This window comes from Maricaulis maris, assembly GCF_003634045.1.
Classification (GTDB): Bacteria; Pseudomonadota; Alphaproteobacteria; order Caulobacterales; family Maricaulaceae; genus Maricaulis; species Maricaulis maris.
Genome location: NZ_RBIM01000006.1, coordinates 167,251 through 192,146, shown reverse-complemented (window position 1 = coordinate 192,146; position 24,896 = coordinate 167,251). Strand labels below are relative to the sequence as shown.

At 64.8% G+C, this 24,896-nt stretch carries 21 protein-coding genes; 18 read left to right on the top strand and 3 right to left on the bottom strand.

Annotation, left to right across the window (positions count from 1 at the left end):
• Positions 1 to 121: 121 nt before the first annotated feature.
• Genes ccoN through ccoS form a run of 8 tightly spaced genes read left to right on the top strand, consistent with a single transcriptional unit; the run spans position 122 to position 8,036 of the window.
• Positions 122 to 1,774: a cytochrome-c oxidase, cbb3-type subunit I gene (gene ccoN, locus C7435_RS13500; protein ID WP_121212092.1), complete on the top strand. Its 1,653-nt coding sequence runs from the start codon at positions 122 to 124 to the stop codon at positions 1,772 to 1,774.
• Positions 1,775 to 1,783: 9 nt separating this feature from the next.
• A complete protein-coding gene (ccoO, locus tag C7435_RS13495; RefSeq protein ID WP_075189590.1) occupies positions 1,784 to 2,542 on the top strand; it encodes a cytochrome-c oxidase, cbb3-type subunit II in 759 nt (252 codons plus the stop codon).
• A gap of 4 nt (positions 2,543 to 2,546) precedes the next feature.
• Positions 2,547 to 2,750: a cbb3-type cytochrome c oxidase subunit 3 gene (locus C7435_RS13490; RefSeq protein WP_075189591.1), complete on the top strand. Its 204-nt coding sequence runs from the start codon at positions 2,547 to 2,549 to the stop codon at positions 2,748 to 2,750.
• Complete coding sequence (gene ccoP / locus C7435_RS13485) at positions 2,737 to 3,660, top strand: cytochrome-c oxidase, cbb3-type subunit III (RefSeq protein ID WP_121212091.1); 924 nt, start codon at positions 2,737 to 2,739, stop codon at positions 3,658 to 3,660. Before C7435_RS13490 ends, ccoP begins: the two co-directional genes overlap by 14 nt.
• 41 nt (positions 3,661 to 3,701) lie before the next feature.
• Positions 3,702 to 5,183 (top strand): cytochrome c oxidase accessory protein CcoG, encoded by a 1,482-nt coding sequence (gene ccoG, locus C7435_RS13480; protein ID WP_121212090.1) that lies wholly within the window; start codon positions 3,702 to 3,704, stop codon positions 5,181 to 5,183.
• Complete coding sequence (locus C7435_RS13475; RefSeq protein ID WP_170150478.1) at positions 5,183 to 5,653, top strand: FixH family protein; 471 nt, start codon at positions 5,183 to 5,185, stop codon at positions 5,651 to 5,653. Before ccoG ends, C7435_RS13475 begins: the two co-directional genes overlap by 1 nt.
• Positions 5,641 to 7,836, top strand: a complete 2,196-nt coding sequence (locus C7435_RS13470; RefSeq protein WP_121212088.1) for a heavy metal translocating P-type ATPase — start codon at positions 5,641 to 5,643, stop codon at positions 7,834 to 7,836. The genes C7435_RS13475 and C7435_RS13470 overlap by 13 nt, the downstream gene beginning before the upstream one ends.
• The gene (gene ccoS, locus C7435_RS13465; protein WP_075189596.1) at positions 7,836 to 8,036 is read left to right on the top strand and encodes a cbb3-type cytochrome oxidase assembly protein CcoS; all 201 of its coding nucleotides are present in this window, start codon (positions 7,836 to 7,838) and stop codon (positions 8,034 to 8,036) included. Before C7435_RS13470 ends, ccoS begins: the two co-directional genes overlap by 1 nt.
• Here ccoS and C7435_RS13460 read toward each other — a convergent pair.
• Entirely contained in the window at positions 8,033 to 8,788 is a 756-nt protein-coding gene (locus C7435_RS13460) for a DUF2189 domain-containing protein (RefSeq protein ID WP_121212160.1), read from the bottom strand. The genes ccoS and C7435_RS13460 overlap by 4 nt on opposite strands.
• A gap of 125 nt (positions 8,789 to 8,913) precedes the next feature.
• Between C7435_RS13460 and C7435_RS13455 the strand changes: the two genes are divergently transcribed.
• The 5 genes from C7435_RS13455 (at position 8,914) to C7435_RS13435 (ending at position 18,464) form a co-directional block, all read left to right on the top strand.
• Positions 8,914 to 9,627 carry a sulfite exporter TauE/SafE family protein gene (locus C7435_RS13455; protein WP_121212159.1) on the top strand — a complete coding sequence of 238 codons (714 nt, stop codon included), beginning with the start codon at positions 8,914 to 8,916 and terminating at the stop codon, positions 9,625 to 9,627.
• 127 nt (positions 9,628 to 9,754) lie between these two features.
• Positions 9,755 to 14,617 (top strand): alpha-2-macroglobulin family protein, encoded by a 4,863-nt coding sequence (locus tag C7435_RS13450; protein WP_121212087.1) that lies wholly within the window; start codon positions 9,755 to 9,757, stop codon positions 14,615 to 14,617.
• Positions 14,618 to 14,619: 2 nt separating this feature from the next.
• A complete protein-coding gene (gene pbpC / locus C7435_RS13445) occupies positions 14,620 to 16,686 on the top strand; it encodes a penicillin-binding protein 1C (protein ID WP_121212086.1) in 2,067 nt (688 codons plus the stop codon).
• 119 nt (positions 16,687 to 16,805) lie between these two features.
• Positions 16,806 to 17,327, top strand: coding sequence for a hypothetical protein (locus tag C7435_RS13440; protein ID WP_147422701.1), 522 nt, complete (start codon positions 16,806 to 16,808; stop codon positions 17,325 to 17,327).
• Between the two features lie 66 nt (positions 17,328 to 17,393).
• On the top strand, positions 17,394 to 18,464 hold the full coding sequence (locus C7435_RS13435; RefSeq protein WP_121212084.1) for an isoaspartyl peptidase/L-asparaginase family protein: 1,071 nt from the start codon (positions 17,394 to 17,396) through the stop codon (positions 18,462 to 18,464).
• Positions 18,465 to 18,495: 31 nt separating this feature from the next.
• On the opposite strand, the gene C7435_RS13430 is transcribed toward C7435_RS13435, so the two are convergent.
• Entirely contained in the window at positions 18,496 to 19,404 is a 909-nt protein-coding gene (locus tag C7435_RS13430; RefSeq protein WP_075189601.1) for a LysR family transcriptional regulator, read from the bottom strand.
• A gap of 100 nt (positions 19,405 to 19,504) precedes the next feature.
• On the opposite strand from C7435_RS13430, the gene C7435_RS13425 reads away from it, so the two are divergent.
• The 3 genes from C7435_RS13425 (at position 19,505) to C7435_RS13415 (ending at position 21,921) form a co-directional block, all read left to right on the top strand.
• The gene (locus C7435_RS13425) at positions 19,505 to 19,978 is read left to right on the top strand and encodes a tetratricopeptide repeat protein (protein WP_075189602.1); all 474 of its coding nucleotides are present in this window, start codon (positions 19,505 to 19,507) and stop codon (positions 19,976 to 19,978) included.
• 194 nt (positions 19,979 to 20,172) lie between these two features.
• The gene (locus C7435_RS13420) at positions 20,173 to 20,802 is read left to right on the top strand and encodes a carbonic anhydrase (RefSeq protein ID WP_121212083.1); all 630 of its coding nucleotides are present in this window, start codon (positions 20,173 to 20,175) and stop codon (positions 20,800 to 20,802) included.
• 111 nt (positions 20,803 to 20,913) lie between these two features.
• Entirely contained in the window at positions 20,914 to 21,921 is a 1,008-nt protein-coding gene (locus C7435_RS13415; RefSeq protein ID WP_121212082.1) for a fumarylacetoacetate hydrolase family protein, read from the top strand.
• Positions 21,922 to 22,359: 438 nt separating this feature from the next.
• On the opposite strand, the gene hspQ is transcribed toward C7435_RS13415, so the two are convergent.
• On the bottom strand, positions 22,360 to 22,695 hold the full coding sequence (hspQ, locus tag C7435_RS13410; RefSeq protein ID WP_075189605.1) for a heat shock protein HspQ: 336 nt from the start codon (positions 22,693 to 22,695) through the stop codon (positions 22,360 to 22,362).
• Between the two features lie 221 nt (positions 22,696 to 22,916).
• Between hspQ and C7435_RS13405 the strand changes: the two genes are divergently transcribed.
• Positions 22,917 to 24,047 (top strand): Ppx/GppA phosphatase family protein, encoded by a 1,131-nt coding sequence (locus C7435_RS13405; RefSeq protein ID WP_075189606.1) that lies wholly within the window; start codon positions 22,917 to 22,919, stop codon positions 24,045 to 24,047.
• Positions 24,044 to 24,874 (top strand): RlmE family RNA methyltransferase, encoded by an 831-nt coding sequence (locus tag C7435_RS13400; protein WP_233350777.1) that lies wholly within the window; start codon positions 24,044 to 24,046, stop codon positions 24,872 to 24,874. Before C7435_RS13405 ends, C7435_RS13400 begins: the two co-directional genes overlap by 4 nt.
• Positions 24,875 to 24,896: the final 22 nt, after the last annotated feature.

Sequence of the window (24,896 nt, the reverse complement as noted above, 5' to 3'; positions counted from 1 at the left end):
GATAGGCTCGCCTAAAGGGTGTGGAACGGGTCGGGTTTGTCGCACGTGACAAATTGCCATAGATATTTTGTGGAAAATTGAGTTACACCCGGACCATGAAAGCCAATCTCCGGGGGCACACATGATATCCGCTCAAGGGCTGAAACGGGCCGGTTCCGACCCATCGACAGCCATTGTACTCCTCATCACCGTTCTGGGCGCCCTGTGGGCACTTTTCGCTGCGGCCTACGCTCCGGACGCGGCCATGCGCGGCCAGTCCTGGCTGATTCTCGGCGGTTTCCTGACCGGGATTTTCCTTCTGACCGGCTCGATTGCCGGCGGAGGCGTGATCACTGACGAGCGCGAATACAATGAAAGCCTCATCAAAGCTGGGGTGATCGCATCGCTATTTTGGGGTGTGGCCGGGCTGCTGGTCGGCGTCATCATCGCGTTCCAGCTCGCCTTTCCGGTGCTCAATCTGGAACCCTTCGGTTTTACCAGTTTCGGGCGCCTGCGACCGCTTCACACCTCGGCGGTGATTTTCGCCTTTGGCGGCAATGTGCTGATCGCGACCTCCTTTTACGTCGTCCAGCGCACCTGCCGGACCCGGATCGCCGGTGGAATCTGGCCGTGGTTCGTGTTCTGGGGCTATCAATTCTTCATCGTAATTGCCGCCTCGGGCTATCTGATCGGGATCACCCAGGGGCGCGAATATGCCGAGCCGGAATGGTATGCGGATATCTGGCTGACCCTGGTCTGGGTGGCCTATCTCCTGGTCTTCCTCGGCACGCTGTGGAAGCGCAAGGAGCCGCATATCTATGTAGCGAACTGGTTCTATCTGGCCTTCATCGTCACGATCGCCGTGCTGCACGTGATCAACAATCTGGCGATGCCGGTCTCCTGGCTCGGTTCGCGCTCCTACTCGGCCTTTGCCGGGGTGCAGGATGCGCTGACCCAGTGGTGGTACGGCCATAACGCGGTCGGCTTCTTCCTCACAGCCGGCTTCCTCGGGATCATGTATTACTTCATCCCCAAGCGGGTGAATCGGCCGGTCTATTCCTACCGCCTGTCAATCATCCACTTCTGGTCGCTGATCTTCATCTATATCTGGGCCGGCCCGCACCATTTGCACTATACCGCGTTGCCGGAATGGGCGCAGACGCTGGGCATGACGTTTTCGATCATGCTGTGGATGCCGTCCTGGGGCGGGATGATCAACGGTCTGATGACGCTGTCAGGCGCTTGGGACAAGCTGCGCACCGATCCGGTCGTGCGCATGCTGGTCATGTCGGTCGCTTTTTACGGCATGTCGACCTTTGAAGGTCCGGTGATGTCGATCCGGGCCGTGAATGCGCTGTCGCACTATACCGACTGGACCATTGGCCACGTCCATTCCGGCGCCCTGGGCTGGGTCGGTTTTGTCTCCTTCGGCGCGCTCTATTGCCTGGTTCCCTGGCTGTGGAAGCGCAAGGGCATGTATTCCAAGGCGCTGGTCGATTGGCATTTCTGGGTCGCGACCATCGGCATCCTTCTCTACATCACCTCGATGTGGTCGGCGGCGATTTTCCAGGGCCTGTGGTGGCGCACCTATAATGCGCTCGGCTTCCTGGAATACTCCTTCGTGGAGACCGTTGAAGCCATGCATGTTCCCTACATTATCCGGGCAGTTGGCGGCGTGCTCTACCTCGTGGGCGCCCTGATCATGGTCTACAATGTGTACCGTACCGTGCGCGGTGACGCGGTTGAGGACGATGAAAACGTCATCGATCAACCCGCCCTCGAAGCGGCGAAATAGGAGGTCGATATGTCAGGGAAAAAATCTCTCTGGAGCGATCTTCACAAGTCGCTCTTCGAAAAGAACTCGCTCATCCTCACGGTCGGGGTGCTGGTGACGGTGTCGATCGGTGGCATCGTCGAGATCGCGCCGCTCTTCTATCTCGACTCAACGATCGAGGAAGTGGACGGCATGCGGCCCTATACGCCGCTGGAACAGCTGGGCCGGGACATCTATCTGCGCGAGGGCTGCTATAATTGCCATTCGCAGATGATCCGCCCGTTGCGCGACGAGGTCGAGCGCTACGGCCACTACTCGCTGGCGGCCGAGAGCATGTATGATCATCCCTTCCAATGGGGATCCAAACGGACCGGGCCGGATGTTGCCCGCGTCGGCGGGCGGTATTCCGATGAATGGCATCGCGACCATATGCGGCGGCCACAGTCGGTGGTGCCGGAATCGGTGATGCCGGCCTATCCCTTCCTGGAAACCTCCGAGCTCGATTTCGGCAATGTCGCGGCGCATTTGCGCGCCCTGCGCACGGTCGGCGTGCCCTATAGCGATGAGATGGTGGCGGCAGCCGTGTCGGACGTCGAAACCCAGCTGGATCCCTATGCCGAGGATTATGACGGCTTCCAGGAACGTTATCCGGGCGCTGTGATGCGCGATTTTGACGGCAATCCGGACCGGGTGACCGAGCTTGATGCGCTCATCGCCTATCTGCAGGTGCTCGGCACCATGGTGGACTTCTCCACCTATGAGGCCGAAGCCGACGAAAATCTGAGGTAGGGCGATGTATGAGATCCTCTCCACCTTCGCCCAGACTTGGGGGCTGTTGATCTTCGTGGTGCTGTTCGCCGCGGCGCTGGTTTATGCCCTCTGGCCACGCAACCAGGCCCGTTTCGACGCCGCCGCAAACGCACCGCTCACTGAAAATGACACGCCGGCCATTGCTGATGAGGCCGAGACCAAGGACGAGACCGATGTCCGAGCATGATAAAAAGCGTGAAACCGACGCCCATACCGGCACGGAAACGACCGGTCACGAGTGGGACGGGATCAAGGAACTCGACACGCCGCTGCCGCGCTGGTGGCTGTATATCTTCTATGCCTGCTGCGCCTGGGCGGTGGTCTATTGGATCTTCATGCCGGCCTGGCCGGCCCTGCCGGGACTGGCGGGGGAGACCGACCACACGCGTGGCCTGCGCAATCATTCCGAGCGCGCCAATGTCGCCATGGCTCTGGACGCGCTCGACGCCCAGCGTGCCGACGGCTTCGCGGCACTGGCGGGAAGCTCGATCACCGAGATCGAGAACGACCCGGAACTGCTCGGCTTTGTCCTGGCAGCCGGGGAGGCGGTGTACGGCGATAATTGCGCGACCTGTCACGGTGTCGGCGCCCAGGGCTTTGTCGGCTATCCCAACCTCAATGATGATGTCTGGCTGTGGGGCGGTTCCTACGACGATATCCGCACCACGCTGACCGTCGGTATTCGGTCCGAGCATCCCGACACACGTTTCTCGCAGATGCCGGCCTATGGGCGTGACCAATTGCTCAGCCGCGCCGAAATCGGTGATGTCACCGATTATGTGCTCTCCCTGTCGGGCACCAGTGCCGATGTCGGGGCGATCCAGCGCGGCGCGACCGTGTTCGAGGTGCAGTGTGCCAGCTGTCACATGGCTGACGGCACTGGCGACCGGGCACAGGGTGCGCCGAACCTGACGGACCGGGACTGGCTCTATGGCGGCAGCCGCGAGCAGGTCATGGCGACCATCCATCGCGGTCCCTATGGCGTCATGCCGGCCTGGGAAAGTCGTCTCGACGAGGCCACCATCGACGCCCTGGCGGCCTATGTTTTCCTTCTTGGCGGCGGGGAGGATGCGACAGCTGGTCCCACGGGTCAGTAGGTCGCATATCGCCCAGATGATTTTTCGGGTCCAAACCAGTCATGTCTGATACCGCCAAACACGGCATGGCTGCACCCGGCATTTCCCGTTCGAAGGCCGAGGCGGTCAATGCGGCCGAGACCCGCGAGCTCTACAAGAAGCGCGAGCCGATCTATCCCAAGCTGGCGCATGGCAAGTTCCGCTTCGCCAAATGGCTGATCATGGGCCTGACGCTGGGGGTGTATTATCTCATCCCCTTCCTGCGCTGGGATCGCGGACCCGATGCACCGGACCAGGCGGTGCTCGTCGATTTTGCCCATGGCCGCTTCTATTTCTTCTTCATCGAGATCTGGCCGCAGGAAATCTATTACATCACCGGCCTGTTGATCATGGCGGCGCTGGGCCTCTTCCTGGCCAGTGCCTTGTTCGGCCGGGTGTGGTGTGGCTATGCCTGTCCGCAGACCGTGTGGACCGATCTTTTCATCATGGTCGAGCGTCTGTTTGAGGGTGATCGCAATGCCCGCATCAAGCTCGATCGCTCGCCCTGGTCGATCAACAAGGCCTGGCGCAAGACCGGCAAGCATGCGGTCTGGCTGGTCATTGCCTTTGCCACCGGCGGTGCCTGGATACTGTATTTCCACGACGCCTGGGACACGCTGGCCAATTTCTTCGCCGGCACGGCGGCGCCGTCCTCCTACGTCTTCGCCGGCGTCCTCACCTTCACCACCTATACGCTGGCCGGGACCATGCGCGAGCAGGTCTGCACCTATATGTGTCCCTGGCCGCGCATCCAGGCGGCGATGACCGATCGCGAAGCCGTCAACGTCACCTACCGCATTGATCGCGGTGAGCCGCGCGGCGCCCACAAGAAGGGCGACAGTTGGGATGATCGTGGCGACTGTATCGATTGCAAGCAATGCGTCGCGGTGTGCCCGATGGGGATCGATATCCGCGACGGGGCCCAGCTGGAATGCATCCAGTGCGCGCTGTGCATCGACGCGTGTGACGACATCATGGACAAGGTCGGGCGTCCGACCGGACTGATCACCTATGAGACCGACGACAATGTCGATCGCTTCGTGGCCGGTGAGGCGCCGCGTTATCGCTTCATCCGGCCGCGGACCTTGGTCTATGCGGTATCTCTGGCGATCGTCACGGCTCTGATGCTGGGCGCCCTGATCACCCGCACCGAGCTCGAGCTGAATTCGCAGCGTGACCGCAATCCCAACTTTGTGCGCCTGTCGGATGGTTCGGTGCGCAATGGCTATACGGTGAATGTGATCAACAAGGCCAATTCCGCACGCGTGATGCGATTGGAGGTCGAAGGCGACGCCGCCATCAATGCGCGTATTCTCGGGGTCAGCGATGACCAGCCCGACCAGATCCGGATCGGTGCCGATCGTTCGCAACGTTATGTCGTCTACCTGACCCTGCCGGCAGACGCGATCGATGGTCCGAGCGAGGATATCCGTTTCCGTGTGTCCGATATTGCGACCGGCGAAACCGCGACCACACCGTCAGTCCTGATCACCGGAGCTCCATGATGCGCAATCCGTTGAACCCGCTGCGCGGCTGGCATGTGCTGATCATGATCATCGCCTTCTTCGGCGTCACGATCGGCGTCAATGCGGCCTTCATCACGCTCGCCGTCCGGACCCATCCCGGCGAGGATGTGCCGCGCTCCTATGCCCAGGGTTTGAACTACAATGACACGCTCGACCGCCGCGACGCCCAGGCCGCCCTCGGCTGGCAGGCGCGCATCAATCTGGTGGAGCGTGACCTGCTGGTCGCGATCAGCGATGCCCAGGGCGCACCGGTCGGCAATCTGGCACTGGCCGGCACGCTGATCCACCGCGCAGATACGGACCGCGACTGCCCGCTCGAATTTACCGAGTCCCGTCCCGGCCTCTACCGGGGCAGCCTGCCGTGCGAGGGCAGCGGTGATTGGCGCGTTGAGGTGCACACGGTCGAGGGGGCGCCGTTTGAAATGGTCAGTGAGTTATGGCTGCCATAGACGTTCATGCCGATGATGCCGGGCTGGCCGGCGGTGCCGACCCGCAGGCCTTCGTGCGTCGCAAAGACGATGTCGCCCATCTCGACCTGATGGTCCGCGGGGCGACGTGCGCCGGTTGTATCGCGCGGATCGAGAGCGGGCTGAAGGCCGATGAGCGAGTGGAAACCGCGCGTCTCAACCTGTCCACCGGTCGGCTGGCCCTGAGTTGGCGCGGCGAGGCGGGGCTGGCCTCCGGCTATGTCCGCCTGCTCGGCCAGCTTGGCTATCCTGCGACGCCCTACGAACCGGAAAGCGACGCCGATCCGCAGCGCGAGGAGGAAAAACGCCTGCTGCGGGCCATGGCGGTGGCCGGCTTCGCGATGATGAATGTCATGCTCTTGTCGATCTCGGTCTGGTCCGGCGGGCTGGAAATGACCGACACGATGCAGGCACTCATGCACCGGATCTCGGCCCTGATCGTGCTGCCGGCGGCGGCCTTTGCCGGTCAGCCTTTCTTCCGCTCGGCCCTGGCGGCTTTGCGGGGCGGCCATGTCAACATGGATGTCCCGATCTCGCTGGCGGTATTGTTGGCCTGCAGCCTGTCGGTCTGGGAGACATTTATCGGTCACGGTCAGACCTATTACGACGCCGCCGTGATGCTGCTCTTCTTCCTGCTGATCGGACGTTTCCTCGATATGCGGCTGCGTGCCCGCGCCGGCGAGGCCGCGCGGGGTCTCGCGGCGATGCAGGCCGCGACGGCCAACCGGCTCGAGAGCGATGGCAGTCTCCGCGCAATCCCGGCCCGCGAGGTCAAAGCCGGTGACCGCCTTGTCCTGGCCGCGGGCGACCGGGTGCCGGTCGATGCCCGCATCCTGGAGGGCGAGGGGGCGCTGGACGGATCTCTGGTCACCGGTGAAACGGCGCCGGTCACCGCGCGTCCGGGACTGGATGTCTATTCCGGCATGCTCAATCTTGACGGCAAGCTCGTGCTTGAAGCGCGGGCCGATCGCGACAATTCCCTGCTCGCCGAAGTGACCCGGCTGGTTGAGGCTGGCGAACAGGCGCGCTCGCGCTATGTCCGACTGGCCGATCACGCGGCACGGCTTTATGTCCCCGTCGTGCACGGACTCGCCGCGCTGACCCTGGTCGGTTGGCTGTTGATCGGCGGCGAGGTGCGGCCGGCCATCATCAATGCGATCGCGGTCCTGATCATCACCTGTCCCTGTGCGCTGGGGCTGGCGGTTCCGGCGGTGCAGGTCGTTGCGTCAGGGCGGCTCTATCGTGAAGGCGTATTGGTGAAATCCGGTGATGCATTGGAGCGATTTGCCGGTGTCGACACGGTGGTGTTCGACAAAACCGGGACGCTGACCGAAGGAAGGCCCCGTCTCGTCAATATTGGTGAATTGCCCGCGGACGCGCTGGAGCAGGCCGCCCGTCTGGCGCGGACCAGTCGTCACCCCTTGTCACGCGCTATCGCCGATGCAGCCGGCATGGGTGAGGCTGCAGCCGGTGTCCGTGAACAGCCCGGCGGTGGCCTGGAAGCGAGCCGGGATGGCGTGCCGGTCCGCTTCGGCGCCGCACGCTGGCTCGGCATCACGGCGCAAAGCGACCCGCATACCGAAGCCTGGCTGCAGGTCGGCGATAGCGAGCCGGTGCGGTTCCGCTTTGAAGACCGCCTGCGGGCCGATGCCTTGGAAACCGTGTCCGGCCTGACCGCGCGGGGGTGCCACGTCCTGTTGCTCTCCGGCGACCGGCCCGGACCTGTCGCTGCCGCAGCCAAGGCGCTGGGCGTTGCCGATTGGCGGGCCGAATTGCAGCCGCAGGACAAGATCGCCGCGCTGGAAGCCATCAAGGCCGGGGGACGGTCGGTGGCGATGATCGGCGACGGCATCAATGACGCACCGGCACTGGCGGCGGCCCATGTCTCGGTCTCGCTCGCCTCGGCTGCCGAGATCTCGCAGGCCGCTGCCGATTTCGTGCTGCAGGGTGATCGACTGGCGGCCTGTCTGGTCACACTGGATATCTCGCGCGGCGCCAAGCGGCGGGTGCTCGAGAATTTCGGTCTGGCTGCGGCCTATAACGCGATCGCCGTTCCGATGGCCGTCGCCGGCCTGGTCACGCCCTTGATCGCCGCCATCGCGATGTCGGCCTCGTCGGTCCTGGTGACGCTGAACGCCTTGCGTCTGGCGCGGGGGCAGAGCTGATGTCGGTCCTGATCTGGCTCATCCCGGTTGCCCTGGCGATGGGCGCACTCGGTCTGGTCGGCTTTTTGTGGAGCCTGCGCAGTGGCCAGTATGAGGATATGGACGGCGCCGCCCAACGCATCCTGATGGATGATGACACGCCCCTGTCGTCACCGGGTGAGACCCGACGGGACGACAACACCCGCGATGGCGACGACTAGCCAGCCTGTTCCGCGGGCAGGAAGTCGCGATAGGCGTGCCAGGTCGCCAGCGCGATCCAGGGAAAGGCGACCGCGAGGCCGATCCCGAAAAAGGCGATGCCGGCGCCGATGAAAAAAGCAATCAGCCAAGCCCAGGTCAGCATCACAAAGGGCTGGTTGATGACGGCCTTCAGGCTGGTGGTGAGGGCGGTGATGGCATCTACATCGCGATCAATGAGCATCGGGAAGGCGAGTGCGGAAATGGCGAAGGCGAGGGTGGCCAAGCCGGCTCCGACCAGCGTGCCGATCGCCAACAAGGTAAGCCCGGCCGCGTCTGTGAGAAGGTAGTTGAGAAAAGGGCCGGCCTCGAGCGGGCTATAGGGGGCGATCACGATCAGCAGGACCTGTGCGATCCGCACCCAGACCAGCAAGAGCAGCAAGAGCAACAGGCTCAGAAAAGCGATTTGTGAGATGCGGCCAGGAATTCGCGACACAATCACGAGAAAGCGGGGTGTTTCACCGCGTTCGAGCGCATGGCTGACCTGATAGATGCCGACCGCAAAGGCGGGGGCCACCAAGGCGAAACCGCTGAGTGCGACCGGAACAGCGGACGAGAAACCCACGAGGCCGAGCCCGAGTGTGATGACCAGGCCGATAACGACGAAGATGGCGCCATAGGTCAGGCAGACGCGCGGCGCGCGCACGAAATCCTGCCAGCCGGCCCGCAGCCATTGCCAAGGCGCATCGCGCCGGACTTGTTTCACAGTGATCATCATAGCCTCCCCAATACCCGTTCGTTCCGGCTTGCCGGGTTTGCGGTATTACGCCACACTTTTTTTATGGCTTTCCAGCTTTCTTGACAGTGGCCCAGCCTGGCCGCTCGTGGCAAGGAATGATCATGACCGACACAACGCTCGTCCCGCTCAGCCTTGTCGGCGGGTTTCTCGCCGGCTTTGCCTCCAGCCTGCATTGCGTCGGCATGTGTGGTGGGATCGCGTCGAGTCTGACGATGACACTCTCACCCTCAGCCCAAAACGGTGCCCGCTTGCGCACCCTCATGCTCGCCCAGCTTGGCCGCGTGATGGCCTATGTCGTGGCAGGGGGCGTGTTGGCGGCCCTGGGGTCGCAGGCCTATTTCGAGTTTGATCGGGCCGAAGCCCATCTCATCCTGCGCTGGGCCGGTGCCCTGGTGCTGGTCTATATCGGCTTGTCCGTTATCGGCTGGGCACCGTCACTCGCTGGTTTTGATCGGGCCGGTGCCGGAATCCAGTCCTTTATCGCGACGCGGCTCGGCCACCGCGTCCAGGCGGCAAGCCCGGTCATGGCCGGCCTGGTCTGGGGCCTGCTGCCCTGCGGCATGGTCTATGCGACACTGTTCTATGCCCTGCTGTCCGGCAGCGCCGTTTCAGGTGCGATGATCATGCTCGGTTTCGGACTGGGAACCATGCCCGCCGTCACTGCCGCCGCGCTCGGGATGTCTCACATTCTCGCTTTGGCGCAGCGACAGCGCATGCGGCTGGCGGTCGGCCTGGCGATCATAATTCTCGGTTTCGCGTCGGCGGCCTTGCCGTGGCGCACCATCGCCGCCCTGTGCGGCCTGCCGCTCGCCTGAGCGCCAGCGATCGCGCCTGCACGCTGATCGGGCAGGGCTAAGAAACCTCAATGTTTCGTAAGCTTTGTGGATGCGTTCCGATTGGCCTTGGCCTATGGTGCGCGCGCTGGGACAGGGAGAGACAGGAATGGCGCAACGGTCCGTAATTTGGCTTGCCGGCTTGCTGGCAATGGCTTTGGGCGCGTGTTCGGGTGGCTCGGACGAGGCGGCGACAGGGCCGGCGTTGGAAACGCGCGATGCCACCGCGCCGCGGGCTGCGGAAACCACGCCCGGCCAGTTCGCCTTCCTGCGCTATTCGGTCGATGTCGACGGCGATGCGCCGAACCTGTGTCTCGGTTTCACCCACCCGCTCGACCCTGCCGTTGATTACGCCTCCTACGTCTCTGTCACCCCGGCCCGCCCGATCGCGCTCGACGCCGACGGTCAGACCCTGTGTGTCGGCGGTCTCGGCTTTGGCGACGGGCAATCGCTGACCCTGCGTGCCGGTCTGCCGGCAGCCAATGGCGATGGCTTGTTGGTCGATGAGACGGTTGATGTCGATTTCGGTGACCGGCCCGCCTATGTCGGCATTGCCGGTGATGGCGTCATCCTGCCGCGTCTCGACGCTGACGGGCTGGCGATCGAAACGGTCAATGTCGACAGTGTCGCGATTGTCCTGCGCCGTATCAATGACCGGGCACTCGCCTTCCGCTCCATCACCTCCGGCGCCAATGTTGCGGCGGGCGATTATTACTGGTCCGAGCAGGACGAGGATCCCGACGCGGTTGGCGAAATCATCTGGCACGGCGAGATGGACACGGCCGGTCTGCTCAACACGCCGGTCAGCACCATCTTCCCGATTGCCGAAGCCATCGGCACCCTGTCGCCCGGCGCCTATCACATCAGTGTTGTCGATGCGGCCGAGGCGGAAGATGATTATCGCACACCGGCCCAGGCCACGCGTTGGTTGGTGATCACCGATCTCGCCCTGACCGCCTATCGCGGCGCCGAGGGTGTCGATTTCATGGTGCGCTCGCTGCAGACCGCCCGACCGGTTGCCGATGTGCGCGTCGAACTGGTCGCCCGCTCCAATGAAGTGCTGGCCAGTGTCACCACCGATGCCAGCGGCCGCGCCCGTTTCGATGGGCCGCTGACGCGTGGTGAAGGCGCCATGGCGCCGCGCCTGCTGACCGCTTACGGCCCGGACAATGATTTCGCCGTGCTCGATTTCCAGCGCAATCCGGTCGACCTGTCCGGGCTCGACACGTCCGGCCGCCAACGTCCCGAGGGGGCTGACGGTTTCGTCTATCTCGACCGCGGGATCTATCGGCCCGGCGAGGCCGTGCAGGTTAGCGCCCTGATCCGCGACGCCGAAGCCCGTGCCATCAGTGACCGGCCGGTTGATCTGACCGTGTTCGGTCCCAACGGGATCGAGGCCGCCAATGTCCGGTTTCCGGCAGCAGCCGACGCCGGTGGTGTCACTTGGACCTGGGATATTCCCCGGACCGCCGCACGCGGGGAATGGCGGATCGTCGCCGAGATGGATGGTTATGGCCGCGTTGGTCAGGCCCGTTTCTCGGTCGAGGACTTTGTGCCGCAACGTGTGGCCCTGACGCTGGACGGTGATGATGAAACGCCGATCCGGGCTGGCGAGACCCGCGATATCGAGGCCAATGTCCGCTTCCTCTACGGCGCGCCGGGGGCCGGTCTGGTCGTTGAGGGACGGGTGCGTGTTGAAGCCGACCCCAGCCCCTTCTCCGACTATGCCGACTTCCGCTTTGGCCGGTCCGATGAGCCCTTCCGCGAATTCACCGATGATCTGCCGGATACGGTTGCCGATGGTGCCGGCCAGGCGGTGCAGACGATTGCCCTGGGCGCTGCCGGTCGCGATGCCAGCCAGCCGCTGCGCCTGCGGGCGGTGATCTCCGCCATCGAGCCGGGCGGTCGCCCGGTCGCCGATGATGTGCGTATTCCCTACCGTCCGGCCGATCTCTATCTTGGCCTGCGTCCGCAATTTGACGGTCGGGCCGAGCGCAATCGCGAAACCGCCATCGATGTTGTCGCCCTCGATCCGGCCGGTGCCGCGCAAGCGGTCCCGCTGGACTGGCAGCTGGTGCGCATCGACTGGCAGTATGACTGGTACCGGGTCGATAATGGTCGCTGGCAATGGCGCCGCACGCGCGAAGTCATTCCGATCGAACAGGGCGTGATCACGACCGCCGCCGCCGGCCCGGCCTCGATCGATATCCGGGCGCTGGATTGGGGCAGCTACCGCCTGGTGGTGACCGATGCCGTCAGCGGGCAGGGCGCTTCTACCGATTTCTGGGTCGGCTGGGGTTCGACCGCCCAATCGGGCAGCGAGGCTCCCGATCGTGTCGCCTTGTCGACGCCCGACACGGCGACCGCGGTCGGTGACCAGGTCACGCTCAGCCTGTTGCCGCCCTATGCCGGTGAGGCCGAGATTGTGATCGCCAGCGATCATGTCATCGAGACGCGCTCGATCACGATCCCGCAGGAAGGCGCCGAACTGTCCTTCCGTGTCACTGAGGAATGGGGCGCCGGTGCCTATGCCATGGTGTCGCTGTTCACGCCGCGCCACCCGGTCGACCAGCCGGCCCCGCGCCGCGCTGTCGGTATCGCTTATCTGCCAGTCGACATGGGCAATCGCACCTTCGAACTTGCGCTTGATGTGCCGGATCGCATCCATCCGCGGCAGACACTTGATCTCGGCATCACGCTGGATGGTCCGGTGCGCGAAGGCGCTTTCGTGACGGTGGCGGCAGTTGATGAGGGCATTCTCGCCCTGACCCGGTTCGCTTCGCCGGACCCGGTTGACTGGTTCTTCGGTCAGGCGGCGCTCGATGTGGCACTGTATGATGATTACGGCCGCCTGCTCGATCCCAACCAGGGCGCTGCCGCGGCCGTCCGGTCCGGTGGCGACCAGATCGGCGGGGCTGGCCTGACCGTGGTGCCGACGCGCACTGTGGCCCTGTTCAGTGGTCCGATCTCGGTCGGTCGCAATGGTCGCACGACGGTCAGTCTCGATATTCCAGACTTCAACGGCGAGCTGCGACTGATGGCGGTGGCCTGGAGCGCGTCGGCGGTGGGCGGGCTGTCCCAGCCGGTGACCGTGCGCGATGATGTGCCGGCCGAGCTGATCCTGCCGCGCTTCCTGGCGCCGGGCGATGTCTCGACCGCCACCCTGACCATCGACAATGTCGATGGTGCGGCGGGTGATTATCAGACGACCGTGTCGGCAACAGGCGCGGTCTCGGCCTCTGCCGGGGACAGGCTGAGCCTGCAGCAAGGCGAACGGGCCGACCGTCGCTATCCGCTGACTGGCGCCGATGCCGGCATTGGTGCCGTCGGTCTGGCGGTGGCCGGTCCGGATGCGTTTGCCGTGTCGCGCGACTATCCGATCGAGGTCCGCTCCGCCTGGTTGCCGTCCTCGACCGTGACACGGGGTCGATTGCTGCCCGGCGAAAACTGGACGTTGAGCGCGGAGGCCTTGGCGGCCTATCTGCCCGGCAATTCGGCGGTCTCGCTCAGCTTCTCCCCGACGCCGTTGGACGAGGCGGCTCTGCTGCGTTCCTTGTCGCGCTACCCCTATGGCTGCACCGAACAGATTACCAGTCGGGTCATGCCGCTCCTGCTGGCAGACCCGCTGGCGGGAGCCGCCGGAATTGGCGGGATGGATGGCAGTCGCGCCATCATCCAGGAAGCCATCGCCACCCTGCTCAACCGGCAGGCCAATGATGGTGCCATCGGCTTGTGGCGGATCGGCGATCGCCAGAGCCGGCCGTGGATCGGAGCCTATGCCGTCGACTTCCTGGCGCGCGCCAAGGCGGCCGGCTACACCGTCCCCGACGCTGCCCTTGATCGCGCCTATGCTGTGCTCGAACACATTGCGGCGCAGGAAAGCTGGCGCGCCAGCGGCTATGATACCAGCATCTATTCCTGGCGTGGCCAGACCGATACGGCCGAGCGCCTGTCGGATCGCAGTGCTGCCTATGCGCTTTATGTGCTGGCCCGGGCCGGACGGGTGGATCGTTCGCGCCTGCGTTATATGCATGACGAGCGGCTGGACCGGATCGACAGCCCGTTGGCCCGCGCCCAGCTCGGCGCCGCCTTGCACCTGATCGGCGACCGCGCGCGTTCGCGCAGTGCCTTTGACGCGGCCGAAGCGGCGCTGGGCTATGAAAACCGTGGTGACTGGTACCAGTCGGCCCGCCGCGATCTTGCCGGTGTTGTCGCCTATGCCGCCGAGGCGGGGGATGCCGAACGCATTGCCCGGCTGGCCGAGCGCGTGGTGGCCGAACTGCCGGAGCCCTCGCGCCTGTCGACCCAGGAAAAAGCTTTCCTCCTGATGGCCGCCCAGGGCCTGTCCGGCGGCGCCGATGCCTTGTCCATTGACAGCGTGTTGACGGCTGAAAACCCGGCCCGCCCGGTCTATCAGCTGACGCCGGACATGCTGGACGCACCGCTCGACTTCCTCGCCGCTGGCGACGGCCCGGTCTGGGTCACCCAGCTCGCCCGCGGCGAAACGCGTGAGGCGCCCGGTGAAGCGGCGGAGGGCCTGTCGGTCCAGAAACGCGTGCTGGCACTTGATGGCTCGACTGTTGACCTTGAGAACCTTGTCCAGGGCGATCGGCTGATGATCGACATCACCGTCTCGCCGCACGAGCAGCGCTTGATCCCGGCCATTCTCGTGGACCTTCTGCCGCCGGGCTTCGAGATCGAGGCGGAAATCGCGCCGTCCGATGCCGGCGCCCGCGGTCCTTATCGCTGGCTGGGCGAGGTGTTTTCGCCATCGATGAGTGAGATCCGTGATGACCGCTATGCCGCCGCGATGGACCTGACCCATCGGCGACCGCGCCGGCTGGCCTATATCGTGCGCGCCGTGACCCCGGGCGAGTACACGCTGCCCGGCGCTGTGGTCGAGGACATGTATCGCAGTGACGTCTTCGCCCGGTCGGAAACTCGCCGCATCGTGATCGCGCCGCGCGACTGATCATGTTCGGACTGGGGCGGGCATATTGGTTCATCCTGGCGCCACTGGTGGCGCTGGTCGGGCTGTTGGCGCTGGATCGCGCCCTGCCGCCGCCACTGCCATCGCCGGGGGCGGTTTCGGCCGTTGTCCGTGACCGCAATGGCGAGGTGCTGCGTGCGTTTCCGGTCGAGGAGGGGCGCTGGCGCCTGGCCGCCGATCTCGACCAGCTCGACCCGGATTTCGTTGCGGCCCTGCTGGCCTATGAGGATGAGCGCTTCTTCGAGCATTGGGGCGTCGACCTGCCGGCCCTGGTCCGCGCCGCGCGCGACGGCGTGATGGCCGGCCGGATCGTGTCCGGCGGATCGACCATCACCATGCAGCTGGCCCGCCTGATCGAGCCGCGCGAGCGGACATTCGGGGCCAAGCTGATCCAGATGGCGCGGGCGCTGCAGCTGGAACTGCGTCTCAGCAAGGCGGAAATTCTCGAGCTCTATCTCACCCTGGCCCCCTATGGCGGCAATCTGGAAGGGGTGCGGGCGGCTAGCTGGGCCTATTTCGGGCGCGAGCCGGATGATCTGACGATTGACCAGATCGCCATGCTGATCGCCCTGCCGCAATCGCCCGAAGCGCGTCGCCCTGACCGCCGGCCGGACACTGCGATCCGCGCCCGCGGCCGGGTGCTTGACCGTCTGGCGGCGGTCGGTCTGGCGCGCACCACCGCTTCGGCCGATGCGGCGAACGATCCGGCTCCCACGCGTCGCGCCTTTCCGGCCGAAGCTTGGCATGTGGCCGAGGCCCTGGTCGCGGCGCGACCCGAGGTCCGTGATCATGTCTCGACGCTGGACCGGGCGCTGCAATTCATGTTGCAGGACAGCCTCGCCGCCGAATTGCCGGAGACCGGGAATGATGTGCAATTTGCGGCCATCATCATCGAGACCGAAAGCCGGGCCGTGCGCGCTCTGGCCGGGTCGGCCAGCCGGGGGCGCCCGGGTGGCTGGATCGATCTGACGGATCGGCCACGTTCGCCCGGATCCACCCTGAAGCCGTTTATCTACGGCATGGCCTTTGATGACGGTATTGCTGCGCCGGGCACACGCATTGCCGACCTGCCGCGCCGCTTTTCCGGCTATCAGCCCGATAATTTCGATCGCCGTTTCCGCGGCGATGTGACGATTGCCGAAGCGCTGCAGCACTCGCTCAACATTCCCGCCGTGACGACGTTGGACGGGGTCGGCGCGCGGCGTTTCAATGCGGCGCTGGGCTTTGCCGGTGCCTCGCCACTGCGACCCCGCCAGGCCGGTCAGGACAGCGGGCTGGCGGTGGCGCTGGGCGGTGCGGGCCTGACCGTGCGGCAAGTCGCAACGCTCTATGCCGCGCTGGGCGATGGTGGCGCGGCCCGGCCGCTGGTCTGGTTCGAGGACGAGGCGCGTGCCCCCGTCGGGGACGAGGGCGCCTTCCAGATCCTGTCAGCGGAATCGGCGGCTGAAATCCTTGCCGTGCTGCGCCGGGCGCCGCATCCGGGCGGTCGCATGCCGGCATTGTTGGCGCGCGGCGCGCCCGACATCGCCTTCAAGACCGGCACTTCCTACGGTTTCCGCGATGCCTGGGCCGCCGGCGTGGCGGGGCGCTATACCATCGTGGTCTGGTCGGGCCGGGCCGACGGGGCGCCGCGCGAAGGTGTGACCGGTCGCGATGCGGCGCTGCCGGTCCTGTTCCGCATTGCTGACGGGATCAGCCAATCCGGGCCGGATGCCGGCATGGATGTCGAGGGGGAGTCCGACACCTTGCCTGACGATACACCGCAAACCCTCGCCGAGTTCCGCCAGGACAGGGCGCCGCACATCCTGTTCCCGCCCGATGGGGCCGAAGTATGGTCGGACCATGCCGGACGCGGTTTCATCCTGGCAGCCCAGGCGCCGGGGCCGCTACGCTGGTATGCCGATGGCCGTGCGGTCGGCCATAATGCGTTGGGCGAACCGGTCTGGGTGCCACCGGGGCCGGGCTTCTATTTGGTCAGTGCTGTCGACGAGCGCGGCCGTGCGACTGAGGTCAGCGTCCGCGTTCGCGGCGCCGCCCGACGCGCGCAATGATCGCGCACAATCAGGGCGCCGCATTGACCGTGAGCATGCGCACGCGCTTGTGATTGATGTGTGTGCGGACAAAGCCCGATTGAGCGCCTAGGTTGGCGCGATCAGGAGGCCGGTATTGCATGCTGACAAGTCTACTCGTTTCGTTGGTGTTGAGCCTTGGCCGTGCGGGTGAGGGCGAGGAAATGGTGCTCGGGCAGACCACCGATTATCATACCAGTCTGATCGCCCTGTCCGGTCATGATTTTTATGGCTTGCAGATCGCAGTACGTCGCCATCGGCCCTGCCAGGTCCGCGCCTTCTTCCACGATGCGCCACCGCGGGCGGCGCAATACTGTTTCGGACGTGTCACGCAGCGCCATGTCACCGAGGCAGGGTCAGGGATTCTCGATGCCGGTGAACGCGTCAATGGCGTGGCGGCCTGCTTTACAGCGGCCGACCGGGTCGGGGCGGTGCGGCTTTATACATTTTCCGGCGAGGCGGTGACTGCGCGCGTGGGTAATTGCGTCACCGAGTTTCGCACTGTGTGGTGCGAGCGCGGTTGGACGGTGCAGGGGCTGCAGCTCTATTTTGACCGTCCGGCGGGCGGGTTGAGCCATGCCAGCCTGGTCGGCATGCGCCCGCTCTGCGTCGACTCCGCCTGAACCCTTCCCTTGCCCAATCAGGCCGGGCGCGAGAAGCTTCGCCCGAATTAGGGGAGGGACTTCATCATGCTGCGTTATCTCATTGCGGTCGCCCTGGCGGCCAGCACGCTTGGCCACACGACAGCGGCGCTCGCCCAGACCGAAGATAGCGCCAATTGGGCCATCGTGATCCATGGCGGTGCCGGCGTCATCGAGCGCGGCGCCATGACGCCCGAGCGCGAAGCCGAATATCGCGCCGCCATGGCCGCCGCGCTGGCGCGCGGTGAAGCGGTGCTGGACGGTGATGGCAGTGCGCTCGACGCGATCGAGGCCGTCATCCATGGTCTGGAGGACGATCCCCTGTTCAATTCCGGTCGGGGCGCTGTATTCACAGCTGCCGGACGCAATGAGCTGGACGCCTCGATCATGGATGGCGCCACGCTCAATGCCGGTGCCGTGGCGGGTGTGACCCAGGTCCGCCACCCGATCTCGCTGGCCCGCGCCGTGATGGACAATTCGCGCCATGTCATGCTGCAGGGTGAGGGCGCCGAGACGTTTGCCCGCGAGCAGGGGTTGGAGATCGTGCCGCCGGCCTGGTTCTTCACCGAGCGCCGATGGGCGGCGATGGAACAGGCCCTCGGTGCGCTGGGGCTCGACATTCCGGCGCGGCCCGAGGGTGCGCCTGCGGCCGCCGGGGTCGATCATGGCGAGCTCGAGCGTGATGCCCGCGAGCATCGTTTTGGAACCGTCGGCGTGGTGGCCCTTGATCGCGCCGGCAATATCGCGGCCGGGACGTCGACCGGTGGCACCACCGCCAAGCGTTGGGGCCGGGTCGGCGACAGTCCGATCATCGGGGCGGGCACTTATGCCAACAATGCCAGTTGCGGTGTGTCGGCTACCGGCACGGGCGAATACTTCATCCGCCTCACGGTCGCCAGCCGGGTTTGCGCTCTCGTGGAGCTGCAAGGGCTGAGTCTGCAGGCCGCTGCCGACCAGGTCATCATGGACGAGCTGAGGGCGCTGGACGGCGATGGCGGCATTGTCGCGCTGACCCCTGCCGGCGAGATCGCCTGGAGCTTCAACACGCCGGGCATGTATCGGGCCCGCCAGAGCGAGGGCGGTGAGGCGGTGGTTGCCATTTATGGCGACGAGGATTGACGCGCACCGCTTGTCAGATGGCGTTTCGGGGCTAGAGAATCGAGGGCTCGCCGCGGCTGAAATAGGCCGCGTCGGCCTTCATTTGCGCGATGATGTGGTCGAAGGCCGCACGCACCCGCGCGCTCTTGCGCACGGTTTCATGGGCCACCACCCATAAATCCAGCGAGCTCTCGAAATCCGGCAGGATGCGCTCCAGCTCGGCGCTGCTGCGGGCGAGGCGATGCGAGGTCACGCCGACCCCGAAGCCGGCCTCCAACCCTTTGACATGACTGGCCGGGCTGTTCGACTTGAAGGAGACATGGCGCGGCAGAACAGGGGCGCCGGCCGCTGTCGCGGGCCAGCCGAAATAATCGCCGATCGACCAGCCCACGCCGGCATGGTCGGCCAGGTCCTCGACCACTTGCGGTCGGCCATGCTTGTCCAGATAGGTGCGCGAGGCATAGAGGCCGGCGCCGACCGTGGCGCCGCGGCGACCGACCAGACTTTGCTGGGTGCCCGGTCCGTTCCAGCGCAGGGCGATATCGGCTTCACGGTCAGCCAGATTGGCCGAATTGTTCTTGATCGTGATGTCGATCCCGATACCGGGATTGGCGACCTGGAAACTCACAAGCGCTCGCGGCAACCAGTCGGCCCCCAGACCTTCGGAGGCCGAGACCACGACCAGGCCGGACAGTGACTGGTCCTGCGCCATGGCGGCGCGTTCGATGGCCGAGGCCTCGTCGCGCATGCGGGCGGCGTGAGCGACGACCCGCTGGCCCAGCGGGGTCAGCCTTGTCTGTCCTTGCTCGCGCTCGAACAGGGGCTCACCGAATCGCGATTCCAGCGCCTGCAGGCGGCGCGTCACCGTGGGTTGACTGACCCCGAGCTCATGGGCTGCGGCGGTCAGGCTGCCAGCCTCGGATACAGCGAGGCAGACGAGATAATCAGACCAGTCATCCATACGAATTTGTATTCCGATGATCATGATATCGTCAATTCCATTCGCGGAACTTCGTTCTAAATATAAACAGTGTTCACCGCACTGCTCATATTCGGAGGGAATGATCGTGCGTACCATCCTGCTCGCTGCAACACTGGCTGTTGCCGCAACCCCCATGACGTTTGCGCAGTCCTGCGATGCTGAACCGGCGCTTGCCGGTCACCGCACCGCCAATGGCACCGTGCGCGCCCAGTACAACGCCGTCGAGCGTGGTGAATGGGCAAATGCCGTCCATATCGGTGAAGGCCTCGTCGACACCGGCATCTCCTCGCGCAACAAGATCGCCGCTTACTCCAACCTGTGTGCCGGCTATGCCGGGAACGGCGAGTTCGAAGCCGCCGTGACGGCCTGCAATTCGGCGCTCGAGCTGAATGACGGCGCTTGGCGCGCACTCAACAATCGCGGCGCGGCCCATTGGCTGGCCGGCAATCGCGATGCGGCGGCTGCCGACTTCCAGGCCGCCAATGCGGCGTCGTCCGGTGAGGACGAAGTGGCTGCGAATCTCGCACTGCTTACGTGCATGACATCAAGCTGATCCTCCCAGACTGGTTTGTAAGCTGCACAGACTGGCGGCCGGGGCGTGTTCTGCCCCGGCCGCTTTTTTGTCGCTGGCAGCCAGGCTCGGGCGGCGGCTGCGGTCGCAGGCTTCTAAATGGTTTCGATTGCAACTAAAACGGCGGGATCGATGTGACCGACCGGCGCGTGCCGGCCTGACGCAGGGGATACGCCATGACGACCCTCCCGCCCAAGCAGCTGCTGGACGGCTATCGCGATTTTTGCCGCGATGAGTACAAGACGCAGCGCGAACATTATGCCGAACTGGCCAAGGGTCAGAACCCGCACACGCTGATCATCGCCTGTTCCGACAGTCGCGTGGATCCGGCCGTGGTCTTCAATGCCCGGCCCGGCGATCTCTTTGTCGTCCGCAATGTCGCCAATCTGGTGCCGCCGCGCGATGATGATGGCGGGCGACATGGCGTCTCGGCCGCCATCGAGTTTGCTGTCAGCGCCCTCGGTGTCGACCATATCGTGGTGATGGGGCACGGCCAGTGCGGCGGTGTTGCCGCTAGTGTCGCCGGACTGGATACGCTGTCTTTCAAATATCTCGGCCCGTGGTTGGAGCCGCTCGAGTCGGCCCGCGCCGAAGTTCACGCAGACCATGCCGGTGCGGACAGTGAAACACTGTGTTCGGCGCTGGAACTCAACTCGATCCGCCACTCCATCGAACGCTTGCACCAATTCCCCTTTGTCGAGCGCGCCATCGCCGAACGGGGGCTGCAATTGCACGGTGCCCGCTTCTCCATCCATGACGGTGTGCTGGAGTGGATGGGGGAAGACGGCGAATTCCATCCGGTCTAGCCTCGTCAGGCCGTGGGCGCTGCCAGCCAGTCAATTCCGCGAAGATCAACCGGTCGGGAACGGACCGGAACTATTCACAAGCCACAGGGCACAAGCCACAGGGAAACCCGGATGAAACTCGCAACACTGAAATCGGATAGCCGCGATGGACGCCTCGTCGTGGTGTCGAAAGACCTTGCTTGGTGTGCCGACGCCCATCAGGTCGCTCCGACGCTGCAGGCCGCGCTTGATGACTGGGCGCGCTGCGAGCCGGAGTTGCGGACATTGTCAGACGAGCTCGAGCGCGAGACCATTCCGCGCGAGCGTTTCCATGAACGCGAGGCCCTGTCGCCGTTGCCGCGCGCCTTTCAGTGGGCCGACGGCTCGGCCTATGTCAATCACGTCGAACTGGTCCGCAAGGCCCGCAATGCCGAGATGCCGGCCACTTTCTGGACCGATCCGCTGATGTATCAGGGCGGCTCCGACGCTTTCCTGGCGCCGCGCGCCGACATCCCGCTGGGTGATACGGCCTGGGGCTGTGACATGGAGGGCGAGATCGCCGTCATCACCGGCGACGCGCCGGCGGGCTGTTCGGTCGAGGATGCCGCCAAATCGATCCGCCTCGTCATGCTGGTCAATGACGTGTCCCTGCGCGGGCTGATCCCGGGCGAGCTGGCCAAGGGCTTCGGCTTCTTCCAGTCCAAGCCGCCGAGCGCCTTCTCGCCGGTCGCGGTGACGCCGGACGAGCTGGGCGAGGCCTGGGATGGCAAGAAACTGCACCTGCCGCTCCTGGTGAAATATAATGGCGAGCTGTTCGGCAAGGCCGAGTGCGGCATCGACATGACCTTCGATTTCGGCCAGCTGGTCGCCCACCTGGCCAAGACCCGTCCGGTGACCGCCGGCACGATTGTCGGTTCGGGCACGGTGTCCAACAAGCTTGATGACGGCCCCGGCAAGCCGATCAGCGAAGGCGGCGTGGGCTATTCCTGCATCGCCGAAATCCGCATGATCGAGACGATCAATGACGGCAAGCCAAGCACGCCTTTCATGCAATATGGCGATACGGTGCGTATCGAGATGAAGGACAAGGACAACAAGTCCATCTTCGGCGCGATCGAGCAGGAAGTGGTCAAGGCCTGATCTGCCGGTCGGGGGATGGACTCAGCAAGACATGAACGGGGCGGGGCGGTGGTCCCGCCCTTTTCGTTGCGGGCAGCGATTTGCTGGTTCGCGTGGGGAAGACGGGGACGGGCATCCAAAATCCGGCGCGCTGCGCGGAGCTGTCCATAAATCCCATGACAGCCAGCGGGCCGTATCCGCTTCTTGAGGTCAAGGGCGCCGCAGGCGCCGCTTCGCGGGCATGCCCCTTGAGTTCAAGAACCGGATACGGCTTTCTCTCGGCAAGGGAATTATGGCTCGGTGGGCGCGCTGCGCCAGCCTTTCTTTTACCAGCCATATCCTCAAATCCCCGTCATCCCTCGGCTTGTCAGGGGGGACCTTGTCCAGCCGGTCGATGGGGATGGCCGGGCTGGAGGGAAAACGAGGCCGAGGCGCGTCGGTCCTCGGATGGGTGATGACCTAGTGCGCCTGGTCCGGCGTCATTTTCAGCTGGTAGCGGGTGCCGTCAAAGCCCTCGAAGGCCTCGGAAATCTGCGGATGTTCGACCGGGCCATTCTCGGCGTCGGGCAGGAGATTGCCCTCGGACACGTAGGCGCCGTAATAGCTCTCATCATTCTCGGCCAGCAGATGGTAGAAGGGCTGGTCCTTGGACGGGCGGACATCTTCCGGGATGGACTCGTACCATTCCTCGGTATTGGCGAACTCGGGATCAACATCGACCACCACCCCGCGGAAGGGGAAAAGGCGGTGGCGTACCACATCGCCGAGTCCGAATTTGGCGTCGCGAACGATCATGCTCAACACTCTGACACAAATCTGCCGGCGCGGACCATCCTCGCGCGGCAGCCCATATTTAGGGTGTTTCGAGCAATAAGCTACGGCCTGCGCTGCCATCGGTCACGCATCCTTGCAGGGCCGTCGCTTCCTTGTATCCTGCAACCAACATTGTGATCAGCCCGATTCGAGCCGCGCCTCCCGATCCCGGATGCGGCGCGCCGGTCGGCAAGAGGTATATCATGGCGGAGCCATCGTCCCGGGGCTCTCCGGGCAAGGACGCCGCCGCACGCAAGCGGAGAGGGCGCAAACGCGCGCCATCTCCCGTGTACGGCGCGATTGATCTGGGTACCAATAATTGCCGCATGCTCCTGGCGCAGCGCTCGGGCAGCAGTTTTCATGTTGTCGACGCCTTCTCGCGCGTTGTCCGCCTCGGTGAGGGGATAACCGGCAGTGGTGCGCTTTCCGAGGGCGCCATGGACCGGGCCGTCGAAGCGCTGAAAGTCTGTGCCGACAAGATCCGGCGCCAGAATGTGGTCAAGCATCGCTCCATCGCCACCCAGGCCTGCCGCATGGCGGTCAATGGCCAGGACTTTCTCGACCGGGTCGAGCGCGAGACCGGGCTGACCTTTGATCTCATCTCTGCCGAGGAAGAGGCGCGACTGGCCGTGCATGGCTGTGTCGACTTGCTCGACGAGGACAAGGAAGCGGCCCTGGTCATCGATATCGGGGGCGGTTCGACCGAGCTGTCCTGGGTCGACCTCGCCGAATGGCGACGCCGTGGCGGCCGCGAAAGCGGCGGCCGTCCGCCGATGAAATCCTGGACCTCGACACCGGTCGGCGTGGTCACCCTGTCGGAGCGCTTTCCCGAACGCGAGGGCGATCGTGCTGAATGGTATGCCGAGATGAAGGCCTATGCCCGCGACCTGATGAAGACGCCGCGCGGTGCCAAGGCGATGCGGCCGCTGTTCCGCGAAGGTCGGGCCCATCTGGTGGGAACGTCGGGAACGGTCACCTCGATGGCCGGTGTCCATTTGCGTCTGCCACGCTATGACCGCTCCAAGGTGGATGGGTTGTGGATGACCGGCGAGGAGGCGTTGGACGCCTGCAAGCGCCTGCGTGAGCTGGACATTCATGGACGTGCCCAGGAGCCGACCATCGGGACTGACCGGGCCGAGCTCGTCCTTGCTGGCTGCGCGATCTATGAGGCCGTCGCGGAACTCTGGCCGGCCGAACGCTTGCGTGTGGGCGATCGGGGCTTGCGCGAAGGCATGTTGCTCAATCTGATGCGAAAGTCCAAGAAGCGCAGGCGCCGTCGCCGCAAGGGCGAGAGCACAACCCCGGCGACGCAGACCACGGGATCGGACGAATGAGCGACGACGACAAGACACCGCCGGACGAGCCGACCCCGCCCAAGGATCAGGGCGGCAAGGACGAGGCTGACGGCGAGGGCCGCGATGCCGACAGCAATGCTGAACTTCCCGGCTGGGGCAGTAGTGACAAACGCCGTCGTCGCCAGTCCGGTCCGATGAAGAAGGGCGGCGACGCCCGGGCTGCCAAGCAGATGTTTGAACGGGTCAAGACGGCGCGCGGCCGCAAGACCTCCTCGACCCGCTGGCTGCAGCGCCAGCTCAATGATCCTTATGTCAAGAAAGCCCAGATGGAGGGCTATCGCTCGCGCGCCGCCTACAAGCTGCTGCAGCTGGACGAGCGTTTCAAACTGCTCAAGCCCGGCATGCGCGTGGTCGATCTCGGCTCGGCGCCGGGCGGCTGGGTGCAGGTGGCGCTGAAGGCGGGCGCCTCGGAAGTTGTCGGTATCGACTTGCTGGAAATCGAGGCGATTGCCGGCGCGACCCTGCTGGAAAAAGACTTCACCGATGATGACGCGCCGGCTCTGGTCAAGGCGGAGATGGGCGGCGCCGCCGACGCCGTGATCTCCGATCTCGCGCCGTGGACGACCGGCCACAAGAGCACCGACCATTTGCGCATCGTTGCCCTTGCGGAGCTCGCCGCGCATTTCGCCGCCGAAACCCTTACGCCTGGCGGCTTTTTCATTGCCAAGGTTTTCCAGGGTGGATCGGACGGCGAATTGCTGAACTTCCTGAAAGCCAATTTCGAGAAAGTCCGCCACTTCAAGCCCGACGCCAGCCGTTCGGAAAGTGCGGAGACCTTTGTGGTGGCAATGGGGTTCAAGCGGTAGGGGCGCCAGCGACGCCACTGAC

What these genes read in the sequence shown, in the direction of transcription:
- ccoN (WP_121212092.1), top strand. Translation starts at nt 122, where the DNA reads ATGATATCCGCTCAAGGGCTGAAACGGGCCGGTTCCGACCCATCGACA.
- ccoO (WP_075189590.1), top strand. Translation starts at nt 1,784, where the DNA reads ATGTCAGGGAAAAAATCTCTCTGGAGCGATCTTCACAAGTCGCTCTTC.
- C7435_RS13490 (WP_075189591.1), top strand. Translation starts at nt 2,547, where the DNA reads ATGTATGAGATCCTCTCCACCTTCGCCCAGACTTGGGGGCTGTTGATC.
- ccoP (WP_121212091.1), top strand. Translation starts at nt 2,737, where the DNA reads ATGTCCGAGCATGATAAAAAGCGTGAAACCGACGCCCATACCGGCACG.
- ccoG (WP_121212090.1), top strand. Translation starts at nt 3,702, where the DNA reads ATGTCTGATACCGCCAAACACGGCATGGCTGCACCCGGCATTTCCCGT.
- C7435_RS13475 (WP_170150478.1), top strand. Translation starts at nt 5,183, where the DNA reads ATGCGCAATCCGTTGAACCCGCTGCGCGGCTGGCATGTGCTGATCATG.
- C7435_RS13470 (WP_121212088.1), top strand. Translation starts at nt 5,641, where the DNA reads ATGGCTGCCATAGACGTTCATGCCGATGATGCCGGGCTGGCCGGCGGT.
- ccoS (WP_075189596.1), top strand. Translation starts at nt 7,836, where the DNA reads ATGTCGGTCCTGATCTGGCTCATCCCGGTTGCCCTGGCGATGGGCGCA.
- C7435_RS13460 (WP_121212160.1), bottom strand. Translation starts at nt 8,788, where the DNA reads ATGATCACTGTGAAACAAGTCCGGCGCGATGCGCCTTGGCAATGGCTG.
- C7435_RS13455 (WP_121212159.1), top strand. Translation starts at nt 8,914, where the DNA reads ATGACCGACACAACGCTCGTCCCGCTCAGCCTTGTCGGCGGGTTTCTC.
- C7435_RS13450 (WP_121212087.1), top strand. Translation starts at nt 9,755, where the DNA reads ATGGCGCAACGGTCCGTAATTTGGCTTGCCGGCTTGCTGGCAATGGCT.
- pbpC (WP_121212086.1), top strand. Translation starts at nt 14,620, where the DNA reads ATGTTCGGACTGGGGCGGGCATATTGGTTCATCCTGGCGCCACTGGTG.
- C7435_RS13440 (WP_147422701.1), top strand. Translation starts at nt 16,806, where the DNA reads ATGCTGACAAGTCTACTCGTTTCGTTGGTGTTGAGCCTTGGCCGTGCG.
- C7435_RS13435 (WP_121212084.1), top strand. Translation starts at nt 17,394, where the DNA reads ATGCTGCGTTATCTCATTGCGGTCGCCCTGGCGGCCAGCACGCTTGGC.
- C7435_RS13430 (WP_075189601.1), bottom strand. Translation starts at nt 19,404, where the DNA reads ATGGATGACTGGTCTGATTATCTCGTCTGCCTCGCTGTATCCGAGGCT.
- C7435_RS13425 (WP_075189602.1), top strand. Translation starts at nt 19,505, where the DNA reads ATGATCGTGCGTACCATCCTGCTCGCTGCAACACTGGCTGTTGCCGCA.
- C7435_RS13420 (WP_121212083.1), top strand. Translation starts at nt 20,173, where the DNA reads ATGACGACCCTCCCGCCCAAGCAGCTGCTGGACGGCTATCGCGATTTT.
- C7435_RS13415 (WP_121212082.1), top strand. Translation starts at nt 20,914, where the DNA reads ATGAAACTCGCAACACTGAAATCGGATAGCCGCGATGGACGCCTCGTC.
- hspQ (WP_075189605.1), bottom strand. Translation starts at nt 22,695, where the DNA reads ATGATCGTTCGCGACGCCAAATTCGGACTCGGCGATGTGGTACGCCAC.
- C7435_RS13405 (WP_075189606.1), top strand. Translation starts at nt 22,917, where the DNA reads ATGGCGGAGCCATCGTCCCGGGGCTCTCCGGGCAAGGACGCCGCCGCA.
- C7435_RS13400 (WP_233350777.1), top strand. Translation starts at nt 24,044, where the DNA reads ATGAGCGACGACGACAAGACACCGCCGGACGAGCCGACCCCGCCCAAG.